Source organism: Mesorhizobium sp. WSM4820 (assembly GCF_055811075.1).
This window is the reverse complement of record NZ_JBVVQN010000003.1, coordinates 338,460-351,002: the sequence shown is the minus strand read 5'-3', so window position 1 is coordinate 351,002 and position 12,543 is coordinate 338,460. Positions and strand designations below refer to the sequence as shown.

At 62.1% G+C, this 12,543-nt stretch carries 12 protein-coding genes; 4 read left to right on the top strand and 8 right to left on the bottom strand.

The features are described 5' to 3' along the window. Positions 1-29 precede the first annotated feature (29 nt). Positions 30-1,334 carry a cytochrome b gene (locus AC0L2R_RS07605; RefSeq protein ID WP_287064209.1) on the bottom strand — a complete coding sequence of 435 codons (1,305 nt, stop codon included), beginning with the start codon at positions 1,332-1,334 and terminating at the stop codon, positions 30-32. Positions 1,335-1,351: 17 nt separating this feature from the next. Then, positions 1,352-1,912, bottom strand: a complete 561-nt coding sequence (gene petA / locus AC0L2R_RS07600; RefSeq protein ID WP_077380015.1) for a ubiquinol-cytochrome c reductase iron-sulfur subunit — start codon at positions 1,910-1,912, stop codon at positions 1,352-1,354. 301 nt (positions 1,913-2,213) lie between these two features. On the opposite strand from petA, the gene AC0L2R_RS07595 reads away from it, so the two are divergent. Next, a complete protein-coding gene (locus AC0L2R_RS07595; protein ID WP_287073506.1) occupies positions 2,214-2,570 on the top strand; it encodes a cupin domain-containing protein in 357 nt (118 codons plus the stop codon). A gap of 288 nt (positions 2,571-2,858) precedes the next feature. Here the strand turns inward: AC0L2R_RS07595 and AC0L2R_RS07590 are convergent, their stop codons facing one another. Together AC0L2R_RS07590 and AC0L2R_RS07585 are read right to left on the bottom strand one after the other, a co-directional pair. After that, positions 2,859-3,392: a cupin domain-containing protein gene (locus AC0L2R_RS07590; RefSeq protein ID WP_473508312.1), complete on the bottom strand. Its 534-nt coding sequence runs from the start codon at positions 3,390-3,392 to the stop codon at positions 2,859-2,861. A 402-nt stretch (positions 3,393-3,794) separates the two neighbouring features. Next, complete coding sequence (locus AC0L2R_RS07585; protein WP_473508311.1) at positions 3,795-4,166, bottom strand: hypothetical protein; 372 nt, start codon at positions 4,164-4,166, stop codon at positions 3,795-3,797. A gap of 88 nt (positions 4,167-4,254) precedes the next feature. Here AC0L2R_RS07585 and AC0L2R_RS07580 point away from each other — a divergent pair, with 88 nt between their 5' ends. Beyond that, positions 4,255-5,925, top strand: coding sequence for a winged helix-turn-helix domain-containing tetratricopeptide repeat protein (locus tag AC0L2R_RS07580; protein WP_473508310.1), 1,671 nt, complete (start codon positions 4,255-4,257; stop codon positions 5,923-5,925). Between the two features lie 175 nt (positions 5,926-6,100). Here the strand turns inward: AC0L2R_RS07580 and AC0L2R_RS07575 are convergent, their stop codons facing one another. The 3 genes from AC0L2R_RS07575 to AC0L2R_RS07565 are packed head-to-tail and all read right to left on the bottom strand — an operon-like array spanning position 6,101 to position 10,259. Further along, positions 6,101-6,415 (bottom strand): DUF6665 family protein, encoded by a 315-nt coding sequence (locus AC0L2R_RS07575; protein WP_473508309.1) that lies wholly within the window; start codon positions 6,413-6,415, stop codon positions 6,101-6,103. 31 nt (positions 6,416-6,446) lie between these two features. After that, positions 6,447-8,330, bottom strand: a complete 1,884-nt coding sequence (locus AC0L2R_RS07570) for an ABC transporter ATP-binding protein (RefSeq protein ID WP_473508308.1) — start codon at positions 8,328-8,330, stop codon at positions 6,447-6,449. Positions 8,331-8,384: 54 nt separating this feature from the next. Further along, positions 8,385-10,259: an ABC transporter ATP-binding protein gene (locus AC0L2R_RS07565; protein ID WP_473508373.1), complete on the bottom strand. Its 1,875-nt coding sequence runs from the start codon at positions 10,257-10,259 to the stop codon at positions 8,385-8,387. A gap of 871 nt (positions 10,260-11,130) precedes the next feature. On the opposite strand from AC0L2R_RS07565, the gene AC0L2R_RS07560 reads away from it, so the two are divergent. Both AC0L2R_RS07560 and soxR read left to right on the top strand, forming a co-directional pair. Further along, positions 11,131-11,589 carry a tRNA (cytidine(34)-2'-O)-methyltransferase gene (locus AC0L2R_RS07560; protein ID WP_473508307.1) on the top strand — a complete coding sequence of 153 codons (459 nt, stop codon included), beginning with the start codon at positions 11,131-11,133 and terminating at the stop codon, positions 11,587-11,589. Between the two features lie 170 nt (positions 11,590-11,759). Continuing rightward, the gene (soxR, locus tag AC0L2R_RS07555; RefSeq protein ID WP_473508306.1) at positions 11,760-12,206 is read left to right on the top strand and encodes a redox-sensitive transcriptional activator SoxR; all 447 of its coding nucleotides are present in this window, start codon (positions 11,760-11,762) and stop codon (positions 12,204-12,206) included. On the opposite strand, the gene AC0L2R_RS07550 is transcribed toward soxR, so the two are convergent. Beyond that, positions 12,203-12,460 (bottom strand): hypothetical protein, encoded by a 258-nt coding sequence (locus AC0L2R_RS07550; RefSeq protein WP_006202578.1) that lies wholly within the window; start codon positions 12,458-12,460, stop codon positions 12,203-12,205. The two genes, soxR and AC0L2R_RS07550, sit on opposite strands and share 4 nt — an antisense overlap. Between the last annotated feature and the right edge of the window lie 83 nt (positions 12,461-12,543).

Genomic DNA, 12,543 nt, shown 5'->3' with positions numbered 1-12,543 from the left:
AAACCGGTCTCCACTTTTCGGCGTCATGCTCAGCCCTTGGTTTCCGGCGCGGCTGTCGCGCGAGCCGGATGCCCGCCACCGCCACCCTTGTTCTTCTCGAGAACTGCCTCGGTGATCGAGTTCGGCAATCGCCGCGGCTTCTCGACCAGGCCCAGCACCGGCAGCACGACCAGGAAGAAGGCGAAGTAGAACAATGTCGCCATCTGCGCCATGAAGACATAGCTGCCTTCAGCCGGCTGCGAGCCCAGCCAGCCAAGCAGGACGGCGTCGATCACGAACAGCCAGAAGAACAGCTTGTACCAGGGCCGGTAGACTGCCGAGCGCACCTTCGAGGTGTCGAGCCACGGCACCAGGAACAGCATGGCGATGGAGCCGAACATCGCGAGCACGCCACCGAGCTTGGAGTTGATCGGCCCGATATTGAAGGTGATGGCGCGCAGGATCGCGTAGAACGGCAGGAAGTACCATTCCGGCACGATGTGGGCCGGCGTCTTCAGCGGGTCGGCGACGACGTAATTGTCCGGATGGCCGAGAAAGTTCGGCAGGTAGAAGACGAAATAGGCGAAGATGAACAGGAACACCAGCATCCCGAACGCGTCCTTGATGGTCGCGTAAGGGGTGAAGGCGACGGTATCGGTCTTCGATTTGACCTCGATGCCGGTCGGGTTCGACTGGCCGACCACATGCAGCGCCCATATATGCAGCACAACGACGCCGGCGATCATGAACGGCAGCAGATAGTGCAGTGAAAAGAAACGGTTCAGCGTCGGGTTGTCGACAGCGAAGCCGCCGAGCAGAAGCTGCTGGATCCATTCGCCGACCAGCGGAATGGCGGTGAAGAAGCCGGTGATGACGGTCGCGCCCCAGAACGACATCTGTCCCCAGGGCAGCACATAGCCCATGAAGCCTGTCGCCATCATCAGGAGATAGATGATGCAGCCGAGGATCCACAGAAGCTCGCGCGGCGCTTTGTAGGAGCCGTAATAGAGGCCGCGGAAGATGTGGATGTAGACGGCGACGAAGAAGAACGACGCGCCGTTCGAATGCAGATAGCGCAGCAGCCAGCCCGAATTCACGTCGCGCATGATCTTCTCGACCGAATCGAAGGCGAGACTGCTGTCCGCCGCGTAGTGCATGGCCAGCACGATGCCGGTCAGCATCTGCGCCCCCAGCATGAGCGCCAGGATACCGCCGAAGGTCCACGCATAATTGAGGTTGCGCGGCACCGGATAGGCGACGAAGCTGTCATAGACCAGCCGCGGCAGCGGCATGCGGGCGTCGACCCAGCGTCCGATACCGGTCTTGGGCGTATAGGTCGAGTGTCCCTCGCTCATCGAAATGTCCCCTCGCCTCAGCCGATACGGATCTTGGTGTCGGAAATGAACTGGAATACCGGCACCGACATGTTCTCCGGCGCCGGCCCGCCGCGGACGCGGCCGGCGGTGTCGTATGTCGAACCGTGGCACGGGCAGAACCAGCCGCCGAACTCGCCTTCCTGGCCGAGCGGAATGCAGCCGAGATGGGTGCAGACCTGGACCATCACCATCCAGGCCTCCTTGCCCGGCGTGGTACGGTTGGCGTCGGTCGCCGGCGCATCGGCCGGCAGATTGGCGTTGCGGGCGAGCGGATCCTTGAGCTCGGCCAGATTGACCGCCTCGCCGTCCTTCATCTCTTGTTCGGTGCGATTGCGCACCACCACCGGCTTGCCGCGCCATTTCACGACAAGCGACGTTCCCGGCGTCAGCGAGGAGACGTCGACCTCTACCGAGGCCAGCGCCAGCGTCGAGGCATCCGGGCGCATCTGGTCGATGAACGGCCAGGCGACGGCACCCGCGCCGACCACCGCGGCCATGCCCGTGGCGACGTAGAGAAAATCACGACGGTTGGGATCCTGGATGTCGGTTGCGCTCACGGGTGCCTGATCCTTTCGCCTCTTCCGTGCCGGTGGCCGAGGCTTGTTCCCCGCTCTTTCACGCCAACCCGACAGCGCATGGCGAACAGGCTAGCGAATTCCTCCGGCAATTGGCCTTCGGTTTATGCGTGAAGCCCGTTTTTGTCCAGACGGGTGAAGGCACAAGGGCAGATTGTCGCGGGGACGCAATTCGACGGCGGACGGCGTGGCGACGAAGACGGCGAAACCACAGGAAAACAATGGCAAAGCCGGCGCCTGCGTTGTCTCGACAGGAGACCCAGCCTCGGTCTATCCTCGGCTCATGGCGCATGTCATCGACCGCGACAAATGGGCCAGGACGCCCGACCGCTCGCCCGACCATTGGCAGGGCGAACTGCAGTGCGGCGCCTACGGCTCCAGAAGCTGCCTGATCTTCAACCATCTGCCGGAGATCGGCGGCGGCCCGCGGCTGCACATGCATCCCTATTGCGAGATTTTCATCATCCGCACGGGCACCGGCCTGTTCACCGTCGGCGACCGGCAGATCGAGGCGTCGGCCGGCCAGATCCTGATCGTGCCGCCGAACACGCCGCACAAATTCACCAATCTCGGCCCAGGCCCGCTGGAGACCACCGACATCCACGAAAACGGCAGTTTCATCACCGAATGGCTCGAGTAGGCCATCACGAACCGAAGGTCCGCGTCAGCGAAAACCGGAACCGGTTTTCGGAAAAGATCATGGTCGAACTAGTGGTGAAAATCTGACGCTTGGTACCCGAGGCCACAACTGCTTTGGTGGAGAGCGGAAGTACCAGGAATTGTCATCTGTAGCAGGATTGAGGACCAAAACTGCCATTCGATGATGCGTGTAAGCGAAGATCCAAAATTTTCTGGAATCTTGCGGATCTTCGCTGGGGTGCCGTCTCGGCTCGTCCCGAACATTCGCGCCACCCCGGGAAATGTCGCCTCAGTCGAGGCTGGCCGGCGACGAGAACGGCTGATTGGCGTCGACCACGAAGATGGCCAGCTCGTCGAGATCGGTTGTGCCGGCGCTGAACACCTCCATCGGCGTGTTGGCCCCATGTCCGGTCATGGTCGTGCCGGCTTCAGCATAGGTCACGCCGTGGGGCGTCCTCTGGCCGAGCTTGCCGGCCAGCACATAGAAGGCCTCCGGTCCCGGATGCGTATGGATCGCCGACTTGGCACCGGGTGCTCCACCGGCGCGGTTGACGCGCAGCAAATACTCGCTCGCGCTGATCGGCGGAAGGGGACCGATCTCGACGACCTTGGTTGCGCCGGGCGTAGAGGCATCCTTCGGTCCAAGCGTGAACAGCCAGACCTTGCCTGCGACCTCCGCCGCAAGCGAGGTCGGGCCGGCAGCGCTTTGGGCCTTCGCCAACGTTGGGAAATTTTCCAGCCGCCAGTACAACGGTCCGGAGGGCAGTTCCTTCACCTTTTTCTCAACCACCGGCTCGACAGCGAATTTGCTGTCTGCGGGCATTGAGGCTGACGTCATCAACCCGAAAGCACACAGGGAGAACAAAAGCACGCCAATCCGGCGAGCGCTGAGAGAATGCGGCTTCATGGTCGGTCCTCCTTTGCATGGTCGTCCCCTCGACCAAAATATTAGCTGCCGCTAAGATATCATCTTTGCCGCCTTACGGCACCAAATTTCGGGCCACCCGAGAGCGCCTGCCGCCAAAGAGGTCGGATCGCACGAAGGTCCGCTTGTCGCGCGACCGCGCCGGGCATTGGCAATTTGGCTGCACTGTAAATGCCGGCTACAGCAGAAATCCTGACACCGACGTGTCTCCGCCTGCCTTCGCTCGTTAAACAATCGCAGCTCGGGCGATATCGCTGAGGTCAGGTGCGGTCCGAACGTGAACAGCCAGACTTTGCAAAATTACGGTTCTGATGCGCAGTCGCAGTAATGAAAGGTGGCGAGATAGCCGGGGAGTGCGCGCATGAACTCCTGTTGGTGGGTCCAAGCTCTGCATTCGGCCATGGAGGTCATGGGTTTGACGTGGGGGAGCCTGATTAGGGTCCCCTGGTTGGTCAGATGGATTGTGACAGCGATAGCGGTGAACATGGCGCGGTCATCCATCGACATTAGGCTGGCGACATTGTGACTGCCGGAGTTGGGACGAACGTCGTCCGGGGCGACGTCTTTGACATGACCAGGGCCACAGATTCTTGCGGTGCGGGAATCTGCGTTTGCAGCGGTTTGCGCTGCCAAAAGAAGAGCCAGAGCAATGATGAGCTTGGTGCGATTCATTTCGTCCTCCGTTCCATCCGGTGCTGCAGGGATCGCTTGGAGGCGGCGGCCGAATGGGCTAAGCTAGGAAGCGCGCCAGGAAGGTGAAATGTCCCGAACGGCCCCTGAAATTGATCTGAAATCTGCTGAAACGATCACGTTTCGCGGTTTTGTCTTTCTGACGAAATGCAAAGAACTCCGAACCGTCGACGGCAAAGCGGTCAATCTTCGCAGCCAGTCCGCCGAGGTGCTCTCCGCGCTCGCGGCGCGACCGGGCGAGATCGTGTCCAAGGATGCGCTGATGCAGGCGGTCTGGCCCGATACCTTCGTGACTGACGATAGTCTCACCCAATGCATTGCCGATATTCGCCGCGCATTGGGAGACGACAAGCACATGATCGTGCAAACCCTTCCGAAGAGAGGCTACCGGCTGAACGCCGATCCATCGGACGCGGCGGAGCCAAACGCCGCGGCCGGCCGGGAACCAGGCAGGACACGATTCTCGCGACGCGGCTTCATTTTTGCCGCACTCGTTCTCGTTGCGGCAGCCATTGGCGCATACTACGGCATGGAGACTTGGCGAGTCGCTCCGGTTCCTTCGAGCGACATGCCGAGGATTGCGATCCTTGCCTTCGACGACTTCAGTACCGGTGCGGACAAGGGTTATCTCAGCGATGCCGTCGCTGAGGGCATCATCACTGAGTTGGCGCGGAGCAAGACTTATGCCGTCATCGCCCGGAACTCGAGCTTCAGGTACCGCGACCAGCCGGTCGACGCCAGGCAGATTGGAGATGAGCTCGGCGTCGACTACCTGCTCGAAGGCAGCCAGCAGAAGATCGGAAACCGGCTGAAAGTGACGGCCCAGTTGCTGAACGCGCATGACGGATCGCATGTCTGGGCCAACACCTACAACCGCGAGATTGGCGATCTTTTCGTCGTCCAGGAGGAGATCATCCGCACGCTTGCGGATCGGGTCGGGCGCAGGATCGAGCGCCCGCTGCCACAGAGCGACGCCGCGCAGGTCAGCGCACTGAGCTATGTCCAGATGGGGTTTGCCGAGACCGACAAGGACTTCTCTGCCGCGGGGAACGAGCTGCTACGGCAGTTCAGCCTCAAGGCGGTCGAAGCGGATCCAGACTCCCAGTACGGCTATATCGGGATGGCCTTTGCCTATCGCAATGACGCGCTATTCTGGCACAAGCAGGAGAACAACCCCGACGAGGCGTTGAAGCGCGGCGCCGAATACGCGGACAAGGCAATCCTGCTCGCTCCGGACGATGCCAACGCGCACTATGTCCGCGCCAAAATTCATACCGAAGCCGGAGAGATCGAGCAGGCCATTGCTCGGTACGATCAGGCGATTGCGCTGAATCCCAGCGCCTCGAATATCCTAGCCGGCAGTGCGTCCCCGCTGATCTTTGCCGGCCGAATCGACGAAGCGATCGATCGGATCGAGCAGGCCAAGGGCATCGATCCTTTCCATCCTGACTGGTACCACTGGGACATGGGCTGGGCGCTGTGGGAAAAGAACGATTGCGAGGCTGCGCTGACGGCGATGCGGAAAATGGCCAGAATGCCGAGCGGCGCTCATCGAATGCTTGCGGGGATCCACGCCTGCCTGGGAAACGGGAGGGAGGCAAAGGAAGCGCTTGCGGTTTTCCTCAATGACTCGCCTGGCGACTCCATCAGCAAACAACGCAAGCAGTGGGAGAAGATGTGGGCCGCTCCCAGCCTCGAGCGCTGGATCGAACACATGCGGTTCGCCGGTTTGCCGGAGTGACGCCGACCTTTTGCCGCCTGGCAGAAGACCGATTGGCCGCTAAACCTTTGAAGTCTTTAGACGTATTAGCGCTGATTGTCCTCAAGACTAGCGCCATAATGCGCCCGCACCCGAACTTCTGGAACGGTCGAGTTCGGTATTCGTCTTCGGTACCATCAGATTTCAACACCATTGTCTATTTCGCGCCGAGCCTGGCCAGCACGGCTTTGGGGATGTTGTATTCCCGGATCACTGCGTCGTGCTTGCGCAAGCCGCACAATTCGCGCTGGATGAAATAGGCGTGGACGGCCTCGGCCGCGTCCTTGAGCAGCTTGGCGCGATGTTCGCCATCGTCGCCATGCTCTCGCAATCTCGCTAGCGTCTCATCCACGCGTCGGCCGGCGCGGCCGAGCGCCGCCGCCTTTTCGCCGAGGATTTCATGGCCGAGCAGGTCGAGCGCGCTCTCCTGCGCCCCCGGCCGTCCGAAATTCGATGGCATTCGCACCGACATGATTCACTCCGGTTTTTGCTGAAATCTGGCCCTACTCCGCCGGCCGCGTCTCCTCCAGCACGCTCTCCTCGTTGAACAGGAAGCCGCCGGACTGCCTCTTCCACAGCCGCGCATAGAGTCCGTCGAGCGCCACCAGTTCGTCATGCGTGCCTTGCTCGACGATGCGGCCGTCGTCGAGCACCACCAGGCGATCGAGCGCGGCGATGGTCGACAGCCGGTGCGCGATGGCGATGACCGTCTTGTTCTCCATCAGCCGCGCCAGGTTTTCCTGGATGGCCGCCTCGATGTCGGAATCGAGCGCCGACGTCGCCTCGTCGAGTATCAGGATCGGCGCGTCCTTGAGGAAGACGCGGGCGATCGCCACGCGCTGGCGCTGGCCGCCAGACAATTTCACGCCGCGCTCGCCGACAAAGGCCTCATAGCCCTGGCGATCGCGATTGTCGCGTAAGTCGAGGATGAAGTCGTGCGCCTCGGCCTTCTTCGCGGCCGCGATAACCTCGGCGTCGGTTGCTTCCGGCATGCCGAGCTTGATGTTGTCGCGCAAGGAACGGTGGAAAAGCGCGGTATCCTGGCTGACGACGCCGATGTTGGCACGCAGCGAATTCTGCGTCACCTTCGAGACGTCCTGGCCGTCGATGGTGATCTTGCCGCCCTCGAGGTCGTAGAGGCGTAGGATCAGATTGGCCAGCGTCGTCTTGCCGGCGCCGGACGGCCCGACCAGTCCAACCTTCTCGCCCGGCCGCACGACAAGATCGATGCCGTTGAGCACGCCGAATCCCTTGCCGTAGTGGAACTCGACATTGTTCACTTCGATCCGGCCGCCGGTCACGACAAGCTCCTTGGCGTCGGGCGTATCGGTCAGGCCGAGCGGCTGCGAGATCAGCGCCTTCGAGTTTTCCAGCACGCCGAGATTCCGCAGGATGCTGTTGAGCTGCATCATCAGCCGGCCGAGCAGCATATTGAGCCGCAACACCAGCGACAGCGTGAAGGCGACGGCGCCGACGGTGATCGAGCCTTCGATCCAGAGATAGACGGCAAAACAGGCGATCGCGGTGATCATGATCCCCGACAGCGTCGTCAGCGCCATGCGCACGCCGGTCAGCCTGCGGGTGAACGGGCGCAGCGCATCGAGATAGATATTGAAGCCGCTCCTGATGTATCGGTCGTCGCCATCGGCGGAGAACAGCTTCAGCGTCTGCACGTTCGAGTAGGAATCGACAAAGCGGCCGGTGATCATCGAACCGGCCTCTGCGGTTTGCTCGGCATGCTTGCGGATCGCCGGCAGATAGCGCCTGGCCAGCCAGCCGAAGGCGGTGATCCAGATCACCACCAGCGCCGCCAGCCGCAAGTCGAGGCCGGCGACCAGCACCAGCGTCGTCACCGTATAGACGACCATGAACCAGACGACCTCGATGAAGCTTTGCATCAAATCGCCGGTCGCCTGCCCGGCCTGCCAGACTTTTGTTGCGATGCGGCCGGCGAAATCGTTCTGGAAGAAGTTGTAGGACTGGCGCGAGACATGGCGGTGCGCCTGCCAGCGCACCAGATTGTAGAAGCCGGGGGTGATCGTCTGCTCGTCGACCAGCGCCGCCAGGCCGACGACGATAGTGCGGATGACCAGCACCACGGCGGCCATGAAGACAAGTTCGGGGCCGGCGGCAGTCCACAGCGCGTCCCAGCTGCGCTCGCCGGGGATCTGGTCGAGAATGTCGACCAGCCTGCCGACGAAGTAGAACAGCCCAGCCTCGACCAGCGGCGCAATGCCGCCGATGACAAGCATGGCGAAGAAGGCGACCTTCGCCTGGCCGACATAGTGCCAGAGGAAACCGCTGACGCTGACCGGTGGCCGAAGGTCCGCGGGCTCCCTGAACGGATAAACCCAGTTCTCGAACCAGCGATAGACGGCAATCATCATTCGGCGGCCATCATTCTGGTGCCATCATTCTGCGGCCCATCATTCCGCTGCCCATCATTCCGCTGCTTGACCCTTCACAATGGCATCGTTGGCGGCCGCACCCTCGTCGAGCAGGAAGCCGCCCGACTGACGCTGCCAAAGCTGCGCATAGAGCCCGCCGCTGGCGACGAGTTGCTCATGCGAACCCTCCTCGATGAGGCGGCCCTTGTCCATGACGACGAGCCGGTCCATCGCCGCGATGGTCGAGAGCCGGTGCGCGATGGCGATGACGGTCTTGCCTTGCATAAGCTTGTAAAGGTTCTCCTGGATTGCCGCCTCGGCCTCTGAATCCAGCGCAGACGTCGCCTCGTCGAGGATGAGGATCGGTGCGTCCTTCAGCATGACACGGGCAATCGCGATGCGTTGGCGCTGGCCGCCGGACAATTTGACGCCGCGATCGCCGACATGCGCATCGAAACCGGTGCGGCCACTGGCGTCCGAAAGCCTTGATATGAAATCAAGCGCCTCGGCGCGGCGTGCTGCCTCGACCAGCATCTCGTTGCTGGCGTCCGGTCGGCCATAAAGGATGTTCTCGCGCACCGAGCGATGCAGCAGCGAGGTATCCTGCGTGACCATGGCGATCTGGGCGCGCAGCGAATCCTGCGTCACCGCCGCGATTTCCTGGCCGTCGATCAGGATCCTGCCGCTTTCAAGGTCGTAGAAGCGCAACAGAAGGTTGACCAGCGTCGACTTGCCGGCGCCCGAGCGGCCGACGATGCCGACCTTTTCGCCCGGCTTCACCGTCAGCGACAGGCGTTCGATCATGCCTTTCTGCTTGCCGTAGTGGAAGCGGATGTCCTCGAAACGGATCTCGCCCTTGGTCACGACAATGTCCTTGGCGCCCGGCCTGTCTTCGACGACGCGCGGCAGCGAGATCGAGCTGATGCCGTCCTGCACCGTGCCGATATTCTCGAACAGGGTGGACATCTCCCACATGATCCACTGCGACATGCCCCAGAGCCGAAGCACGAGGCCGATGACCAGGGCGACGGCGCCGATCGTCACCACCTGGCCGAGCCACAGCCACAGCGAGATCGCAGTGACCGAAAACAACAGCAGTGAGTTGAGGACGTAGAGCAGGCCGTAGAGCTGCGTCACCAGCCGCATCGACCGGTAGACCGTATCGAGAAAGCCGGCCATGCCTTCCCGGGCGAAGGACGCCTCGCGCCGCGCATGCGAGAACAGCTTGACCGTCTGGATGTTGGAGTAGCTGTCGACGACGCGGCCGGTCATGGTCGAGCGCGCGTTGGCCTGCTCCTCGCCGACCTTGCCCAATCGCGGGATGAAATAGCGCAGCAGCAAGACATAGCCGGCAAGCCAGACGGCAAGCGGTGCCGCCAGCCGCCAGTCGGCCGAGCCGACAATCAACAGCATGCCGAGGAAATAGACCACGACATAATTGAGCACGTCGATGAGCTTTATGACGCATTCGCGCACGGCGAGCGCCGTCTGCATCAGCTTGGTCGCGATGCGTCCGGCGAACTCGTCCTGGTAGAAGGCCATCGACTGCTTGAGCAGATAGCGATGCACCTGCCAGCGGATACGCATCGGATAGTTGCCCATCAGCGTCTGCTGGTTGAGGAGCGCATGGAACCAGACCGTCGCCGGCAGCGCGAAAACCACGATGAAAGCCATGCCTGCGAGCTTCCAGCCCTCGGTCTGCAGGAATGTCTCGCGATTCTGCACCGACAGCCAGTCGACGATCCGGCCCATGAAGCCGAACATCCACACCTCGGCAAGGGCGATAGCCGTCACCAGCATCGCATCGATTGCGATGTAGGGCCACGCGCCGCGCGTATAGTGGACGCAGAAGGCGATCAGCGTCTTCGGCGGCTCGACCGGCTCCTCGGCAGGGAACGGATCGAGCCTTGTTTCAAACCAGCGGAACATTGTCTTGGTACTCACATGCTCGTTTTCGCTCACGCCGCGCGGGAGTGCGTAGCGTCCTGGGAGCGCATGGCGTCATGGTTCGCGTGGCAGCAAGGACCGGCGTCCCGGAATCACCCGGGCCGCCGATCCTGCTTCGCGCAATATAGGATGTCGCGGGCTTTTCGCCGACAGGCTCGTTTGACGATCCTGACAGCGCTGTGTCGACGACCCGGAGTTTCGCGCCGGTTTTTGCGCCAGGGCGGATCAGCCTGATGATCCGGCGCACCAGCGACGGCCGGCTGCGGTCGGGAACCGCGCGCGAGAAATCGACGTCCGGCAGCATGCCGCGATGTGGGCGCCGGCGGGTTTCGGCGTGAACCGCCGACGAGTAGGTTTCGCCAACCAAAAGCGCCCAGGTCGCCATCCTGCGCTCGTGCAGGTTTCTTGAACCGGGAATTTTGCAGGGATCGAACATCGGTCCGTCCTCCATGTGAAAATAGGGAAGAAAATCCGGCCTGTTCGCAGGTGAATGGCCAGCGAAAGGCGGGGGTTGAACAGCGGCGTGCTCAGGCGGGGCGTTCAGCCCCTTCGACAGCTTGAAAAACATCGCAGGATTCCTTCGAAGACCGAAAAAGGGTTTCGGCTAAGAATCGGTGCGATCGAAATCTAAAAGGTCAGGAGAATCGTCGAACCGAAACCGCCGGCAGGCTGGCAAGCCCACATGAGGGGCGCTGGATGTGCATGATCATCATGAATTACCCCTCCATCGGTTCGGGTTGACAATGCCCGGCGTATAACCGACTTCGCAGAAAATGACCACCCGCCGGTCCAGAAATTTCCAAAACCGCGAACCTGTTGTGGCCGATCTGCCACTTATTAGAAGGATGCGGAAATGAACAACCGTCTCCGCATCGCGCTCTACCAGCCGGATATCGCCGGCAACACCGGGACAATCCTGCGCTTCGCGGCTTGCCTCGGTCTCGGCGTCGACATCATCGAACCGGCCGGCTTCCCGCTCTCCGACCGGGCGCTGAAACGGGCCGGCATGGACTATCTCGAAATGGCGGCGCTGACCCGGCATGTCGACTGGCAAGCCTTCGAGCACTGGCGCCGAGGCGAAGCGCGGCGGCTGGTGCTGCTGTCGACCAGAGCCGCGACCGCCTACACCGATTTCGGCTTCGCCGATGCCGACATTCTTCTGTTCGGCCGCGAATCCGCAGGCGTGCCTGACCCTGTCCACGAAGCGGCGGATGCGCGACTGACCATCCCGATGCAGCCGGGCGCGCGCAGCATCAACGTCGCGCTTTCCGTCGCAATGGTGGCCGGCGAGGCGATCCGGCAGCTCGGATAGGATTTGCAGATCCTCAGCGGGTGCAGCGATTATGGCGGCTTTCTCGCCGACGACCGCACCGCCACTTGTCATTCTCACCCAGGCGCACATCGCCTTCTCCTGCGGTTTGCATATCAAGGGTTTCTTCGTTACAAGCTCAACTTAACTTGAGGTCAAGCGGAAAAATTCGAATGGTTGCGGTGACGGAATTGACGGTCGGCCAGGTGGCCACGCGCAGCGGGGTGGCAGTGTCGGCGCTGCATTTCTACGAGGCGCGCGGATTGATCCGCAGCCACCGCACATCAGGCAACCAGCGGCGCTACGGCCGCGACGTGCTGCGGCGGGTGGCGATCATCAAGGTGGCACAGGAGGTCGGCATCTCGCTGGCCGAGATCGGCGAGGCATTGGCATCGCTGCCTGAAGGCCGCACGCCGACGCGCGGGGACTGGAATGTGCTTTCAACCGCCTGGCGCGACCAGCTCGATCGCAAGATTGCCCAGTTGAAGAAGCTGCGCGATGGGCTGACCGACTGCATCGGCTGCGGCTGCATGTCGATCGACAAGTGCCCGCTGCGCAACAAGGAAGACCGGCTGAGCGCCCAAGGCCCGGGCGCAAGGCGGTTGTTGGTCGCTCGCTAATCCGCCGCCGGCAATCGCCTGATGGTGAATTCGATGACGTCGCCCGGCCGCTCGAACCAGCTTTCGATCTCGGTCCAGTAGGCCTGCTTGGGAAAGCGCTCGAACCACTCCTTCGCCTTGAGCCGCGCATCGGAGCGCGGCAGGACGAAGGTCTCGCGCAAAAACCCGTCGCGCGGCATGCGCTCGCGCTCGGCGCGCGAACGGTCGAGCCTCTTCTTCAGGCCATCCAGCGGCGGTCTTGCCGGAGTGCGCACGAAAGAACTCCATTCACACTTGACCCTTGCACCTAAGAGATTAGGGATCGCGGCCGGAAAAGACGAGTCATTTGTCGGGGTAC